This window comes from Micromonospora sp. NBC_00617 (genome assembly GCF_045161355.1).
Classification (GTDB): Bacteria; Actinomycetota; Actinomycetes; order Mycobacteriales; family Micromonosporaceae; genus Micromonospora.
In genome coordinates, this window is sequence record NZ_CP107751.1 from 4959010 (window position 1) to 4974200 (window position 15191).

The 15191-nt window shown below is 72.5% G+C and carries 13 protein-coding genes; 4 read left to right on the forward strand and 9 right to left on the reverse strand.

From position 1 onward, the window contains the following. Positions 1-20: 20 nt before the first annotated feature. Positions 21-1238, reverse strand: a complete 1218-nt coding sequence (thrS, locus tag OG505_RS22705; protein WP_405427344.1) for a threonine--tRNA ligase — start codon at positions 1236-1238, stop codon at positions 21-23. Between the two features lie 518 nt (positions 1239-1756). Here thrS and OG505_RS22710 point away from each other — a divergent pair. After that, on the forward strand, positions 1757-2377 hold the full coding sequence (locus tag OG505_RS22710) for a DedA family protein (RefSeq protein ID WP_405427346.1): 621 nt from the start codon (positions 1757-1759) through the stop codon (positions 2375-2377). 23 nt (positions 2378-2400) lie between these two features. Here the strand turns inward: OG505_RS22710 and OG505_RS22715 are convergent, their stop codons facing one another. Further along, positions 2401-4188 (reverse strand): cell wall-binding repeat-containing protein, encoded by a 1788-nt coding sequence (locus OG505_RS22715; RefSeq protein WP_405427348.1) that lies wholly within the window; start codon positions 4186-4188, stop codon positions 2401-2403. Positions 4189-4496: 308 nt separating this feature from the next. Here OG505_RS22715 and OG505_RS22720 point away from each other — a divergent pair, with 308 nt between their 5' ends. Next, positions 4497-5153: a DUF998 domain-containing protein gene (locus tag OG505_RS22720; RefSeq protein WP_405427350.1), complete on the forward strand. Its 657-nt coding sequence runs from the start codon at positions 4497-4499 to the stop codon at positions 5151-5153. A gap of 42 nt (positions 5154-5195) precedes the next feature. Here the strand turns inward: OG505_RS22720 and OG505_RS22725 are convergent, their stop codons facing one another. Further along, entirely contained in the window at positions 5196-6599 is a 1404-nt protein-coding gene (locus tag OG505_RS22725; protein WP_405427352.1) for an NAD(P)H-quinone dehydrogenase, read from the reverse strand. A 165-nt stretch (positions 6600-6764) separates the two neighbouring features. Here OG505_RS22725 and OG505_RS22730 point away from each other — a divergent pair, with 165 nt between their 5' ends. Continuing rightward, positions 6765-7220, forward strand: coding sequence for a gamma-glutamylcyclotransferase (locus OG505_RS22730; RefSeq protein WP_405427354.1), 456 nt, complete (start codon positions 6765-6767; stop codon positions 7218-7220). 72 nt (positions 7221-7292) lie between these two features. Here the strand turns inward: OG505_RS22730 and OG505_RS22735 are convergent, their stop codons facing one another. The 4 genes from OG505_RS22735 to OG505_RS22750 all read right to left on the reverse strand — a co-directional run bounded on the left by OG505_RS22735 (position 7293) and on the right by OG505_RS22750 (position 10764). Then, positions 7293-8252, reverse strand: coding sequence for a GNAT family N-acetyltransferase (locus tag OG505_RS22735; protein WP_405427356.1), 960 nt, complete (start codon positions 8250-8252; stop codon positions 7293-7295). A gap of 58 nt (positions 8253-8310) precedes the next feature. Continuing rightward, positions 8311-9048: an SCO6745 family protein gene (locus OG505_RS22740; RefSeq protein WP_405427358.1), complete on the reverse strand. Its 738-nt coding sequence runs from the start codon at positions 9046-9048 to the stop codon at positions 8311-8313. 98 nt (positions 9049-9146) lie between these two features. Continuing rightward, positions 9147-10127 (reverse strand): hypothetical protein, encoded by a 981-nt coding sequence (locus OG505_RS22745; RefSeq protein WP_405427359.1) that lies wholly within the window; start codon positions 10125-10127, stop codon positions 9147-9149. Between the two features lie 4 nt (positions 10128-10131). Then, on the reverse strand, positions 10132-10764 hold the full coding sequence (locus OG505_RS22750; protein WP_405427361.1) for an MBL fold metallo-hydrolase: 633 nt from the start codon (positions 10762-10764) through the stop codon (positions 10132-10134). A 93-nt stretch (positions 10765-10857) separates the two neighbouring features. Here OG505_RS22750 and OG505_RS22755 point away from each other — a divergent pair, with 93 nt between their 5' ends. Further along, positions 10858-11823, forward strand: coding sequence for a DUF4349 domain-containing protein (locus OG505_RS22755; RefSeq protein WP_405434646.1), 966 nt, complete (start codon positions 10858-10860; stop codon positions 11821-11823). Here OG505_RS22755 and OG505_RS22760 read toward each other — a convergent pair. Beyond that, the gene (locus tag OG505_RS22760; protein ID WP_405427363.1) at positions 11780-13039 is read right to left on the reverse strand and encodes an amidohydrolase; all 1260 of its coding nucleotides are present in this window, start codon (positions 13037-13039) and stop codon (positions 11780-11782) included. The genes OG505_RS22755 and OG505_RS22760 overlap by 44 nt on opposite strands. Positions 13040-13485: 446 nt before the next feature. Continuing rightward, complete coding sequence (locus tag OG505_RS22765; protein ID WP_405427365.1) at positions 13486-15069, reverse strand: methylmalonyl-CoA mutase; 1584 nt, start codon at positions 15067-15069, stop codon at positions 13486-13488. Positions 15070-15191 lie beyond the last annotated feature (122 nt).

The following is a 15191-nucleotide window of genomic DNA, read 5'->3' on the forward strand; positions in this document are numbered from 1 at the left end:
ACCCCAGCCCGGTGGGCGGATCAGTCCGCCGGGAGCAGGTCGGCGGCGCGCGCGGCGACCTGCCGGCCGATCAGGGCGAGCGCGGCGGCGGCGGGCATCGGGGCCAGGGCGCGGCCGTCGCGCAGGCGCAGGGCGAGTGCGCCGTCGGCCACCTCCCGGGCACCCAGCACCCCGAGGTACGGGACGCGGCGGCGGGCCGCGTCCCGTACCCGGGCGCCCAGCGAGCCGGCGGTGTCGACCTCGACCCGCAGGCCGGCGTCGACGGCCGCCCTGGCCAGTTCCGCCGCAGCGTCGGCCTGCGCGTCGTCCACCGGCAGCAACACCAACTGGACGGGCGCGTACCAGGCCGGGAACGCGCCCTCGTGCACCTCGACGAGGTACGCGAACAGCCGCTCCATGCTGCCGACCAGGCTGCGGTGCAGCATGACCGGCCGCCGCCGACTGCCGTCGGAATCGGTGTACGACAGATCGAACTTCTCCGGTTTGTCGAAGTCCACCTGGATGGTGGAGATGGTCGACTCGCGACCGGCCGCGTCGACGATTTGAACGTCGATCTTCGGGCCGTAGAAGGCGGCCTCCCCGGGGGCCTCGACGTACTCCACCCCGGCCAGCGCGCCGCGGAGCAGGTCCTGGGCGCGGGCCCACTGGGCGTCGTCGCCGACGTACTTCTCGCCCGGCCCGCGCAACGACAGCCGGAACCCCGCAGGGCGGACGCCGAGCGCGGCGTGCGCGGCGCGCATCAGCCGGAGGATCTCGGCGACCTCCGCGCCGACCTGGTCCGGGGCGCAGAAGGTGTGCGCGTCGTTGAGCGAGATGGCACGTACCCGGGACAGCCCGCCGAGCACGCCGGAGCGCTCCGAGCGGTACATCCCGCCCAGCTCCGCGATCCGCAGCGGCAGCTCCCGGTAGGAGCGGCCCCGGGCGCGGAACACCAGCGCGTGGTGCGGGCAGAGCGCCGGGCGGAGCACGAACTCGTCGTCGGCGCTGAGCCGCATCGGCGGGAACATGTCGTCGGCGAAGTAGCCGAGATGGCCGGAGAGTTCGAAGAGTTCGCGCTTGCCCAGCGGCGGCGAGTAGACGTGCTGGTGGCCGGAGCGACGCTCCAGGTCCCGGACGTACTCCTCGACGGCGTGCCGGGCGGCGGCGCCGGCCGGCAGCCAGATGGGCAGGCCGGCGCCGGCCAGCGGATCGGAGACGAACAGCTCCAGCTCACGGCCGAGCTTGCGGTGGTCGATCATGTCGGGCTCCTGGATCGGGGACGACCCGGAGGCGACCTGGACACCGAACGCCGTGCGGCCCTCGGGGGCGGATCGCCCCGGGGCCTGGTCGACGGTGGTTACGTCAGAGCGGCACGCCGGGGACACCCGGCGTCGTCGTCATCACTACCGCGCTGCGCATGCGGCGACGGTATCCCTCGGGCGGTCGGGGACGCACCCGGATTTGCGGCGGTGGGAGAGGAGGCGGGCCGCCGGCGCGGGACCCGCCGGCGGCCCTGGGCGACCCGAATCGTCAGGAACGGGGGACCCGACGCGCTGGGCCGCGCCGACCACGGTACGCCGAGGGACGCCGATCCGCCGACCGCCTCGGGCCGCTGTGGGACGCCCGCCGACCCGTCACCTGAGGACGGTTCGCCTCGTTGGAACGGGGTGGCCCTGTGGTGTCGACGGTCACGACGGGCCGGGGCTGTCCACGGTGACGCCGGACACGTCGTCAGGCTCGAGACACTCAATCGGCCGCATCCGGCGAGGTGGCAGGCGTGCCCGAACTACTGACTGACGTCGCGTCGCCGACGTGGGCGTACCTGGTGCTGCTCGGCCTGCTGATCGTGGACGCCTTCGTGCCGGTGATCCCCACCCAGATCGTCATGATCACCAGCGGCGCGCTGACCGTGTACGGCGGCCTCAGCCTCCCGGTCACCATCGCCGTCGGCGCGCTCGGCGTGTTCGCCGGCGACCTCGCCTGCTACCTGCTCGGCCGTGGCGCACCGGACCGCCGGGCACCCCGGCACGCCGAACCCAGCCGGGCCCGCCGGATGGCAAGCCGGGTCACGCAGGGCTTACGCCAGCCCGGCCCACTGGTCATCCTGCTCTGCCGGTTCGTGCCCGGCGGGCGCATGGCGGCCTGCTTCTCGGCCGGCCGCAGCCGATATCCGTACCGGCTGTTCGCGCTCTACGAGACGATCGCCGCGCTGGGCTGGGCCACCTACGGGGCGCTTATCGGGCACCTGGGCGGCACCGCGCTGACCGAGTCGGCCTGGCGGCTGGCCATCATCGCCGCCGCCGCGGCGGCCGGCTTCGCCGCAGCCGGATGGGCGATGACCCTGGTCGGTGCCCGCCACGCCCGCACCGCCGCCGTCCCGGACCTCCCGGTCGACTGAGTTCCAGCCGGCACCGGCCGGGGCTAGCTGTTTCCGACGCGGACGCTCGTCGACATCGAGCCGCGGTTCGTGGTGACGCTCAGCGTGTAGGTGGTGTTCAGAGCGAGCGGGTCGAGCGGCACGACGTACACCGCGTTGTGGGAGTTGAGGATGTTGCGGCCGAGGGCCTGAGCATCAGCGTCGGGGTTCGTGTAGGTGGCGCCGGTGACGACACAGCTTGTCAGGGTGGTCGACCCGCGTTTGAAGGTCGCGGTGGCGGTCGTGATATCGGCGGCGTTCGGGTCGAACGCCACGTAGATCGGAAGCCCGATTTGCGGGAACATCTGGTTGAACCGGTCGGTGTAGGCGCGCCCGCAGGAGCTGACGGGATTCGGCCATTCGTTGCCGATCACCGTGAGCTCGGCGGGGAGAACGGTCGAACTCGACGGCCAGGCACGGGGCCAGCCGCTCGCGACTGGGTCGGCCTGCACACCCGTGGCGCCGGGCTCGATCCAGCTCGTTCCCTCGCCGGAGTAGTAGTGGCCGTACGCCCCCGCCGCGTTCACCCCCGGGTCGAGGAAGTCGGCGAGGTGGAATGGCGCGTTCAGCCAGTTCTCGGTGCGTAGCGTCCCGCCGTCCATGAGGTTGGAGCCGCCGTTCGCGCCACGCTCGGTGTACCACTCGTTGTTCGGATCCTCCCCGTGCTGGAACTGCCCCGTCTTCTCCAGATAGAAGATGTGAGCCGCGATGTCCCCGCTGTAGCGGACGTTCTCCACCAGGGCCGGGAGGTTGGCCTCGCTCCGGACCTGGTTCAGCTTGACCAGCCACTGGGGCAGGGGGCACCGCGAGAGCGCCTCCGCGCCACTGCCGAGCACGCCGGTGCTGCCGACGAGCGTCACCGCCGTCACGCCCCGCGTCTCCAGGTCCTCCCGCACGTACGGCGGAATGCAGTTCGCGGGCGACACGTACAGCGGCTCGTGACGGGCGCCCGCGACCGCCGCCGCTGCCAAGGCGTCCGGGAACGCCGCGCCCGTCGCCACGAAAATGTGCCCCGCGCTCGTGAAGCTCTCTCGGTTGATCACTCCCGACGTGCCATAGCGGTCGGCACCCGCGTACCGCTCCACCTGGTACGACTGATTCAGCCGGCGCTCGATCTGCGGATACACGACCGGCGGCGAGCCGGCGAGTACCACGTTCGTGACCCCCAGCCGGTTCAGCTCGGTGGTCACCGCCGGAGTCGGCCCTGATGTGCTGCTCCCATCGACCAGGATCACCGGCCCGCCTGCGGCACCGGCGGCGCCCGCAGCGGCGAGGGCGTCGGGGAAGTTGCGCCCCGTGGCGATGAACGCCCGGGTGCTCGACCCGGCCGGGAAGGCGTACCGCGAGATGGCCAGCGAGGTCTCGTAGCGGTCCGATCCGGACACCCGATTGATCGTTGCTGCGTGTGCCGACAGCTGCGCGTACACCTGGTCGCTGACCACACTCGGCCCACCCACCACAACGATCTTCCGCGGAGCAAGCCGATTCAGCTCGGTGGAGATCACGTCGGGGATCGAGTCCGGTCGCACGATCAACAACGGCCCGCCCTCACGAGCGGCGGCCGGCGCCGCGCTCAGCGCATCCGGGAAGTTCAGCCCGTTCGCGATGTACGTCACCGGCACCCCCGAGGCGGGGTAATACCGCTGCGACACGGCGGCGGACGTGGCGAAACGGTCCGCCCCCCACAAGCGGTCGACGTCGTATGTTGGCTCCGCGGCCGACGCCCCGGCCACCGTGACGAGCGTGGTGAGCAGTGTCAACACCGCGGGCACGGCAAACTTCGCGAGTCGCATGAGAGCAGTAGACGCTCGATGCGAGGCTGCCGAATCCCTCATCAAGCCACAACGATATGTCCATGTGGCGGCGCCGTCCCCGACTCGGTCGACCAACGCACGCACCAGTGCCTCGTCGACGCCCCCGCGCTGCGGCCCGGGGTGGAGCGGGCGACCGGGTTTGGAGAACCGCGGCTGAGGGTCATGCCGGCGACATCAACGAGGCGAACTCCAACGGCCCTCTAGGGGGCCTCTAGGGGTGGTCCCGGGGATCACTCTCGGTGGCGGTCCCGGATCCGGCTGGGGCGTCCGCGAGGCCAGGCTGAGGCATGCCTGGAACCCGGAGCACCGGCCTACTGACCCTCGGCGGGATCGCCCTCGCGACGCTGCTCACCGTGATCGGCCACCTCGACGTCAACGACGACCTGAGCCCGTGGGCTCTGACCGTCAGCGACTTCGCGGTCTCCGACCGGGGCGGCGTCATCGACGTCGCCATGGTGGTGCTGGCCGCGGCCACCGCCGCCCTTCTGCTCGGCCTCCGGTCGATCCGCAGCGCGGCGCCCGGCCGTGGCCACCGGCTGACGGAACTGCTGCTCGGCGCCTGGGTGGCCGGCCTGCTCCTGGCCGCGGCGGTGCCGACGAACGAGCCGGGCACGGCCATGACGACCGCCGCCTACCTGCACCGGTACGCCTCGATGGTCGCGTTCCTGGCGTTGCCGGTCGGCGGCTGGCTGCTCGCCCGCCGGCCCGAGCTCGCTCCGGTGTCCCGGGTGCTCCGCGGCCTGGTGCTGGCCAGCGTCACCCTGGCGGCGGCCATGGTCTGGTCCGCATACCCGGGCGACCGGGTGCTGATCGGCCTGGCCGAACGCCTGCTCATCCTCACCGAGGTCACCCTCCTGTGCACGGTCGCCGTGACCCTGTCCCGCCGCCCGACGGCGGTCGATCATGGAGTTGTGGTGCCTCGCGAAAGGGACCTAACGGCCTAGACCGCCCACCACAGCTCCACGATCGGCGGAGAGGGTGGCGGGTCACTCCAGCTCGTGGAGCATGAGCTGGCGGGCCGCCTCGGTGATCGAGCCGGACAGGCTCGGGTAGATGGTGATCGTCTGCGCCAACTCGTTGACCGTCAGGTTGTTCTCCACGGCCATGGTGATCGGCAGGATCAGCTCGCTGGCCTTCGGCGCGACCACCACGCCGCCCACCACCTGGCCGCTCGCCGGCCGACAGAACAGCTTCACGAAGCCGTCGGACAGGTCGTCCATCTTGGCCCGGGCGTTGCCGGACAGCGGCAGCATCACCTGCCGGGCCGGCACCTTGCCCGCGTCCACCTCGTCCTGCGAGACGCCCACGGTGGCCAGCTCCGGGTCGGTGAAGACGTTCGCCGCGACGGTCCGCAACCGCAGCGGGCGGACGGCCTCGCCGAGGGCGTGCCACATCGCGATCCGGCCCTGCATGGCGGCCACGCTCGCCAGCAGCAGCACGCCGGTGCAGTCGCCCGCGGCGTAGATGCCGGGCACGTTCGTCCGGGAAACCCGGTCGACCGTGACGTAGCCGCCCCGGCCCAGCTCCACGCCGTACTCGGCCAGGCCCAGGTCCGCGGTGTTGGGGATCGAGCCGACCGCGATCAGCGCGTGCGAGCCGGTGACCCGGCGTCCGTCGGACAGCTCCACCTCGACCCCGTCGGCGGTACGCCGGACCGCGTCGGCGCGGGAGTTGTTGAGGATGTTCATGCCCCGGTTGCGGAACACCCGCTCGATGGCCGACGCCGCGTCGGCGTCCTCGTGCGGCATCACCCGGTCCCGGCTGGAGACCAGGGTGACCTCGACCCCCATCGCCAAATACGCGCTGGCGAACTCGGCGCCGGTCACGCCGGAGCCGACCACGATCAGGTGCTCGGGCAGCTCCGGCAGGTCGTACACCTGACGCCAGGTCAGGATGCGCTCGCCGTCCGGCACGGCGGTGGGCAACTGGCGGGGTGTCGAGCCGGTGGCCACCAGCACGGTGGACGCGGCGATCGAGTACTCCTCGCCGCCGTCGGCGGGGGTGACGATGACGCGGTGGGTGTGCCCGAGGGCATCCTCGCCCAGGCGGGCGGTGCCGGCCACGAAGGTGACCCCGGCCTTGAGCAGCTTGGCGTGGATGTCGGCGGACTGCGCCAGCGCCAGGCGCTTGACCCGCTCGTGCACGGCCTGCGCGTCGACGGTGACCGCCTCCAGGCCGTCCGAGTGCACCCCGAACTCCTCGGTGTCCCGGTAACCGGTGACCACCTGGGAACTGGCGATGAACGTCTTCGACGGTACGCAGTCGGAGAGCACGCAGGCCCCGCCCGCGCCGTCGGCCTCGACCACGGTGACATCGGCGTCCAGTTGGGCGGCGACCAACGCCGCCTCGTACCCGGCCGGCCCACCGCCGATGATCACGATCCGGCTCACAGAGCCATCCTTTCGCTCGCGACTGCGGGGCTCCGCTGCGCTGCACTCCTCGCGCTCACCACGTTCGCCCTTCGTTGATGCTCACAGAGACTTTCTTCTCCCGAACGCGTCCGACACGCACAGTCGTATTCTCCCCCACCGGCCCGCCGGGCTATCGTCATCGCCGTGCGTCATCACGCCGCCTACGGCTCAAACCTCGACCCGGCCCGGATGCGGGCCTACTGCCCGCACTCGCCCATGGTGGGCACCGGCTGGCTGGAGGGGTGGCGGCTGACCTTCGCCGGGGAGGACGTGATCGGCTGGGAGGGCGCGGTGAGCACCGTCGTCGAGTCCCCCGGCGACCGGGTGTTCGTGGCGATCTACGACATTCACCCGTACGACGCTGCCCAGCTCGACGAGATCGAGGGGGTGACCGCCGGCACGTACCGCAAGCTGCACGTCCGGGTCTCGACCCTCGACGGCGACGTGACCGCGTGGGTCTACGTGTTCGACGGGTACGAGGGCGGCCTGCCGACCTCGTGGTACCTGTCCGAGATCGCGAACGCCGCCGAGAAGGCGGGTGCGCCGGACGACTACGTCACCGAGCTGCGGTCCCGTCCCACCGGCACCGCGTCCCCGTAGCGCATATCCCACGCCCTCAGTCTGCAACCGTCGCCGACCCGACTGCCCGCCGGGCCCGGCCGGGGTCGTCAATCACACACCGGCGGCGGGGACGACCCGCTCGTACATGTCGGTCCACAGGGTTTCCCGCAGGCCCACCGACTCGTACAGCGACAGCGGGGTGGTCGGGTTGGTGAGGTCCACCCCCAGACCGGCCGACTCCCGACCCTTCGCCGCGTAGCGGACGAACGCGCGGCGCAGCAGCGCCGCACCCACCCCCCGCCGACGGTACGCGGGCAGCACCGACAAACTCTTCACCCAGCCCTGCTGCTGGTCGAGCGCCTGGTCGGAGGACTGCAAGGCACCGGCGAGCACCCCGTCGACCTCGGCGACGAACCACTCGTCCCAGGCGGTCACGTCACCGATCCGGGCCCGCCACCGCTCGTACGACAGCGGCTCGTGATCCGGGGTGTCGCCGAACGCGACGTCGTGGATCCGGTGGAACTCCCGCAGCTCGGCCTCGTCGTCCGGACGAACCGGCCGCACCGTGACCCCGGGCGGCGGTGACGGCTCGGTCGGCAGGTCTGCCAGCGGGCGGCGCATCCGGACGTACCGCTTGGCCACGGTGAACCCGGCGGCGCGCAGGTCCCGGGCCCAGTCGCGTTCCGGGGCGAACACCGCGCACCGGACGGTGAGCGCCGGCAGTCGCCGCTCGGCGGCGCGCTCGGCGACCCGATCGAGCTGACGGGCCAGCAGTGGCGCGCGGAGGGTGGCGGCCCGCTCCGGGTCGACGTAGACCTCCACGAACTCCCGGCCGACCCCGGTCGGGTTGTCCACCGTCGCCCAGGCGACCACGGCGCCGTCCGGGTCGAACGCCAGCCAGGAGTCCCGGGTCGGGTCGAAGTAGGGGGCCGTCAGCGACTGCTCGACGTCCTCGGCGTCGAAGTCGGGATGGCCGATGGCGAAGGTGTCGGCCGCGTGCACCACCGCGAGGATCGCCGGCACGTCGTCGAGGGTGGGGCGGCGTGTGGTCCAGCCAGCGGGAAGAGTCACGGCAGAAGATCCTGGCAGCAGCCGGCCGACGACGCCGCCTATTTTCGCCCCGGGCCGCTCAGCCGGCGAGGCCGGCACGGGTGCGGTGCAGCAGCTCCACCAGCTCGGCGCCGCCGGCGGGGCCGAGCGCCGCGAACGCCGGCGCGGTCAGCCGGTTGGTCACCGCCTCCGCCCAGAGCCGCCGACGCACCAAGGGCCCGACCGGCGGGTACGGCGGCGGCCAACCGTACGCCACCGCGCCGGCCTCACCCTCCGGCCCGGCCAGCACCGCCTCCAGCGGGGTCATGCCGGCGGCGCGCACCGCCAGCAGATAGGCGCCGGTGAAGTGTTCCCGCAGCAGTCGCAGCCCGACGGCGCTCCGGGCGCCCGGGGAGAGATCCGGCAGCGGCATGGCCCGCCACGCGGCGAAGAGCGGCATGCCGCTGGCGTCCGCGGCGGCCACCGCCCGCTCGAGGAGGCCGGCCAGGCGCTCGGCCCCCGGCTGCACCGCCAGCTCCTGCGCCCCCCATCGGCAGCACTCGACGAGACTCGCGGCGGCCACCTCGGCCGGCCTCAGGACCCGGACGGCGGCGTCCCAGCCGTCGGCGACCGCGTCGGGTGCGACGAAGCCGATGGCCGCGGCGGCCGTCTCCGCCCGTACGTCACCGAGTGCGCCGGCCCGACCGGAGATGTAGAAGGCCCAGCCGGAGATGCCGAGCTGCCGGGCCCGGCGCAGCGTGCTCGGGCACTTGCTGAACCCGTCGCCGAGATCGAGGATGACGGGTTTGCCGGCGGCGGCGATCTGCTCCGGCGTCATCGAGGCGCCGCCTGCGGGGGTCGCGGCACGGCGACGGCGCTCCGGCCGGGGACGGCTGGCCCCGGACGGCCCACCCGCTCGTCGTCGTCCATCGATGGTCAGTCTGCCGCGCCACCGCCCGCGTCCGCATCCCCCTCTTCGGCCGCCAATGCCTCGACGGCGGCCTCGACCTCGCCCGAGCGCCGCCGGGCCACCGTCACCGCCCGCTCGGCCGCCCGCCGGGCCAGCTTGGCTCGGCTGAGGTCCTGCTCGGCGACCGCCCGCCGTCGCTCCAGCTCGGCCAGCTCGGTCTCGATCCCGTCGAGTACGGCGGTGCCGTCGCGCTCCTGCCCGGTCGCCTCGGTCAACTCGTCCTCGGCCCGCTGCTGGTCGGCCCGGGCGCGGTCCAGCTCGCGGTCCAGTGCCCGGCGGCGCCGGGCCCGCTCGGTCCGAGCCGCCCGCTGGGCCGCACGCTCGGCCTGCGCGGCCCGCTCCCCGGCCCGGTCGGGGGCGGCCTCGCGGCCCCCGCGCTGGACGCCCGGCCGGCGGGCAGGGCGCTTGGCCTCCGGCTCCTCCTCCTCGTCGCCGGTGACCAGCCGCAGCTGCGGTCGGGGCACCTCACCGAAGCCGGCGTAGGTGGCCGAGCGGAGCAGGCGTCCGGTCCGGACCTGCTCGGCGACCTCGGCGTCGGAGAGCGCCGCATTCAGAGTCGCCTCCACCTCGGCCAGTGGCAGTCGACCGGCCGGCGGCGCCGCCGGCTCCGCGGCGGCGAGCTTGCGGACCTCGGCGACCAGGGCCCCGACCACCGCCCGGCGTTGGGCGGACAGCTCCCGCAGCCGGGGCCCGCGCAGCTCCCGCTGGGCGGCTCGCAGGGCATCGGCGAGCTGGACCAGATCGGCGACCAGCTCGGGACGTCGGATGGCGAGCAGGTTCACCAGCCAGGCGGCGACCGTGGGGCGACGCAGCCGGGCCAGCTCTCGGGCGGCGGTCGGGTCGCCGGCCCGGCGGGCCTCGGCCACCGCGGCATCCCGGGCGGCCACGAACCGGTCCGGTGGAGTGCGGTAGAGCTGCTGCACCAGCTCCGCGGAGGGGCCCGGCATCGCGTCAGACGTCCACCCGGCTACCGGGCTCCAGGCGCTGGTAGTCGGTGCCGGACAGCGCGGCGTACTGCCGGTCGAGCACGGCCAGCCCGTTGTCGTTGAGCAACGCGTCGTGCAGGGCGTACGCGCGCCGCGGCGCGACCGCCCGGATGAAGTCGACCACCTCGGAGAACTTCGACCAGGGGGCGTGGATCGGCGCGAACAGCGTGTCGACGGGCGTCTCGTCGGGCACCACCAGGGAGTCTCCCGGGTGGTAGACCACGTCATTGATCAGGTAGCCGAGGTTGTCCACCACCGGGATGTCGGGGTGGATCACGGCGTGCCGCCCGCCGTACGCGCGGATGGCGACCCCGGCGGCCGTGAACGACTCACCGGGGCTGACCGGGCGCAACGCCTCGGCCGCGTCGCCCAGGGCCTCGGCGAGCGAGGCGGGCCCGTGGATTCCGAACGGCTGCCGGTCCAGCTGCAGGCGCACCGCGGCGAGGTCGAGGTGGTCGGGGTGTTCGTGGGTGATCAGCACCGCGTCCGCACCGTCCAACGCCGTCGCGGGGTCGCTGAACATCCCGGGGTCGACGACGAGCACTCCCCCGTCGTGTTCCACCCGGAGGCAGGAGTGGGCGTACTTGGTGAGCCGCATTGTGACTCCTCGACTATCGAATCGTGATGTCCTCAGCGCAGTCTGCCGGAACCAGCCGGCGGGCGCGTCGCGTCCGAACTATCGCCACTGGAGCTGATGACGATGGGAGCGGGGATGGACGGACGAACAGGACGACGCCGCGGCGCACTACTGGCGGCAGGCGCACTCACGGCGGCGCTGGCCCTCGCGGGGTGCGGCGCCGGTGACAGCGGATCGGCCGACTCGGCGGGCCCGGCAGCCAAGGCCCCGCTGGTGGAGGCCGGGGCGGCCGACAAGGGCAGCGGCGCGGACGCGGCGGCGGGGGCGGCCGGGGCCGGCGCTCCGGATCTGCGGGTCGACCAGCGGGCGATCATCTACACCGGATCGATGCGGGTGCAGGTGGCCAATGTGGATGCCGCCGCCCGTGAGGTCAGCGCCGTGGTCACCCGGGCCGGTGGCTTCATCGGCGGCGACCAGCGACGCAGCGCCGAGGCCGATGACGTGGCGGAGTTGCAGCTGCGGGTGCCGGCGGCGAAGTTCGCCGGGGTCGTGGAGGAGGTCGCGAAGCTCGGCCGGCAGGAGAGCCGGGAGATCAACACCCAGGACGTCACCGAGGAGACCGTCGACCTGGAGGCCCGGATCATCACTCAGCGGGCGCGCGTGGACAGCGCACGGCGGCTGCTCGCCCGCGCCAACTCGATCACCGACCTGGTGTCGTTGGAGAACGAGTTGGGTCGCCGCGAGGCGGACCTGGCCTCGCTGGAGGCCAAGAAGCGGCGGCTGGCCGACCTGACCGCGTTGTCCACGATCACGGTGTCGCTGGTCGGGCCGGCGGCGAAGACCAGCGAGGAGAAGGCCGAGACCGGCTTCCTGGTCGGGCTCAGGGGTGGCTGGGAGGCGTTCGTCACCTCGATGACGATCCTGCTCACCGTCCTGGGCGCGCTGCTGCCGTGGCTGGTGGCGTTCGGCGTACCGCTGGCGGTTCTGCTGGTGGTGCTGGGCCGGCGACGGAAGACGCCGGCGCTGGTCGCTCCGGTCAGCGCGCCGCCACCAGTGCCCGCAGCGCGGTCTGCACCATGACGCGTACGCCGGCCGGGATGGCCCGCTCGTCCACGTCGAAGGACGCGCGGTGCAGATCGACGTTGGGCCCGGTACGGCCCACACCGAGGCGGGCGAGTGCGCCGGGGACGTACTCCAGATACCAGGAGAAGTCCTCGCCGCCCATGCTCTGGGGTGTCTCGGCGATCCCCTCCGGCCCGAGGGCGGCGCTGGTGGCGGCGGTCAGCACCTGGATCGCCCGGGCGTCGTTGCTCACCGGCGGCCGGCCGCGCAGGTACTCCAGGTCGACGGTGGCGCCGGTCGGGGCGATCACGTCCCGCACCACCTGAGCCACGATCTTGGGAGCCTGCTCCCAGGTGTCGCGGTTCATGACGCGCAGGGTGCCCGAGGCGGACGCCTCGGAGGGGATGACGTTGTAACGGGTGCCGGCCGAAGCGTGGCCGAACACCAGCAGCAGCCCGCTGTTGGCCGGCACCCGGCGGCTGACCAGGGCCGGCACCTCGGTGATCAGCCGGCCGAGGGCGTCGACCAGGTCGACGGTCAGGTGCGGGCGGGCGGTGTGCCCGCCCGGCCCGGAGAGCCGGACGGTGACGTTGTCGGCGGCCGCCGTGATCGGGCCGACCCGCAGGCCGACCTGGCCCACCGGCAGGTTCGGGTCGCAGTGCAGCGCGAAGATCTGCACGACGTCGTCCAGGCCGCCGGCCTCGATGACCTCCAGCGAACCGCAGGGCAGGATCTCCTCGGCCGGCTGGAAGATGAGCCGGACGCGGCCGTCCAGCTCGCCGAGGTCGGCGAGCTGGGCCAGCAGCATGCCGACGCCGAGCAGGATCGAGGTGTGCACGTCGTGGCCGCAGGCGTGGCAGACGCCCTCGACGGTCGAGCGGTACGGCACGTCCTTGGGGTCGTCGAGCGGCAGGGCGTCGATGTCGGCACGCAGCGCGATGATCGGGCCGTCGGGACGGCCGTTGACGTCGCAGATCACGCCGTTGCCCTTGGGCAGCAGCCGAGGGTGCAGGCCGGCCAGGGAGAGCTCCCGGGCGATGAGGGCCGCCGTCTCGAACTCCGTACCGGACAACTCGGGGTGCGAGTGGAGGTGACGGCGCGTGGCGATGAGCCCTGGTACCCGAAGGGCGAGGAGGTGGTCCAGGTCGCGGGGCAGGGGCTGGGACCCGGGCGGAGGCTCCGGCCAGGACGACGCCAGCTGGCCGCCCGTGGGCAGCGTCAACGCACTCGTCACGTCGAATTCTCGATCACTAGAAATGGATGGATCATCGGGGACAGCAGACAGCCTAGACCTCCGACGGTGACGCTGCGCAACCTCGTTACGGTGATGATCGGACCGCGCAGCGTCACGTATGCCCTGCTGAGGGCGTTCGTCAAGGTGCGGGACCGCAGGTAGATCGCGTTCGAACGCCGTCATCTGCCCCCTCACCTCCTACAACGCGTAACCAAACCGGGTGGCCACGAATCGCCCTGCGGCCCATGGGCCCGCTCTGCGAATTGTCGCATTAGTCGGGGTGATGAACTGACACTCCGACAATAAGACGACCACGCTCCGCAACGGGCTGGACAAGGACGCTCACATACGTCCGCCCATCCCGACCGCACACCGTGTGCGTCACGGCACGCATCCCGTCGGCGTACCCCCAACGCCGGGCGGACACACACCCGGGGCGTTTCCGGTCAGAACCGGTCGGTGGGCCGGTACAGCCCCCACACCTCGCGCAGCGTCCCGCAGACCTCGCCCACCGTGGCCCGGGCCCGCAGCGCCTCCTTCATCGGGTACAGCACGTTGTCCGAGCCCTCGGCGGCGGCCCGCAGCTCGGCGAGGGCACGCGTCACCGCGTCGGCGTCCCGCTCGGCGCGCAGCCGGGCCAACTTCTCGGCCTGCGCGGCCTCGATCGCCGGGTCGACCCGCAGCGGCTCGTACGGCTCCTCCTCGTCGATCGTGAACCGGTTGAGCCCCACCACCACCCGCTCGCTGGAGTCGATCTCCTGGGCGATCCGGTACGCGGACTGCTCGATCTCCCGCTTCTGGAACCCGGCCTCGATCGCGTCGACGGCCGAGCCGTGGTCGGACACCCGCTCCATCAGCTGCACGGCGGCGGCCTCGATCTCGGCGGTCATCGCCTCCACCACGTACGAGCCGGCGAACGGGTCGACGGTGGCGGTCAGGTCCGTCTCGTACGCCAGCACCTGCTGGGTGCGCAGCGCGAGCCGGGCGGCCTTCTCGGTGGGCAGCGCGATCGCCTCGTCGAAGCTGTTGGTGTGCAACGACTGGGTGCCGCCGAGCACCGCGGCCAGGCCCTGCACCGCGACGCGGACCAGGTTCACCTCCGGCTGCTGGGCGGTGAGCTGCACACCGGCGGTCTGGGTGTGGAAGCGCAGCATCATCGACTTCGGGTCCTTGGCGCCGAAGTCGTCATGCATCAGCCGGGCCCAGATCCGCCGGGCGGCGCGGAACTTCGCCACCTCCTCCAGCAGCGTCGTACGGGCCACGAAGAAGAACGACAGCCGGGGCGCGAAGTCGTCCACCGCGAGCCCGGCGGCCAGCGCGGCCCGGACGTACTCCACGCCGTTGGCCAACGTGAACGCGATCTCCTGCGCGGGCGTCGCGCCGGCCTCGGCCATGTGGTAGCCGGAGATGGAGATCGTGTTCCACTTCGGCACCTCCTTGCGGCAGTACGCGAAGGTGTCGGCGACCAGCCGCAGCGACGGCTTCGGCGGGAAGATGTACGTCCCGCGGGCGATGTACTCCTTGAGGATGTCGTTCTGGATGGTGCCGTTGAGCGCCGAGCCCGGCACCCCGTTCTCCTCGGCGACGAGTTGGTAGAGCAGCAGCAGCACCGAGCCGGGGGCGTTGATCGTCATCGAGGTGGAGACCTTGTCCAACGGGATGTCGGCGAAGAGCAGCCGCATGTCCTCGATGGAGTCGATGGCCACCCCCACCTTGCCGACCTCGCCGTGCGCGATCGGGTCGTCCGAGTCGTACCCCATCTGGGTCGGCAGGTCGAAGGCGACCGAGAGACCGGTCGTGCCGGCCCGCAACAGTTGGTGGTACCGCGCGTTGGACTCGGTGGCGGTGCCGAAGCCGGCGTACTGGCGCATGGTCCACGGACGGGAGGTGTACATCGTGGGGTAGACCCCCCGGGTGTACGGGAAGTCGCCCGGACCGCCCAGCCGGGAGTCCAGGTCCTCCGGAAGGTCGGCTGCCGTGTAGACGCCCTTGATCGGAAAACCGGACTCGCTTGACCGCGGTTCGCTCATCCCCGGATGGTAGGACGCCCTGGCCCGAGGCCGGGTGAGGGATACCGCACAGTGCGTCCCGACCGGTCGACGGGAGGTGAACGCACGGGCACGATCTGTGGACTTCGGTAAACGTCCGCCGC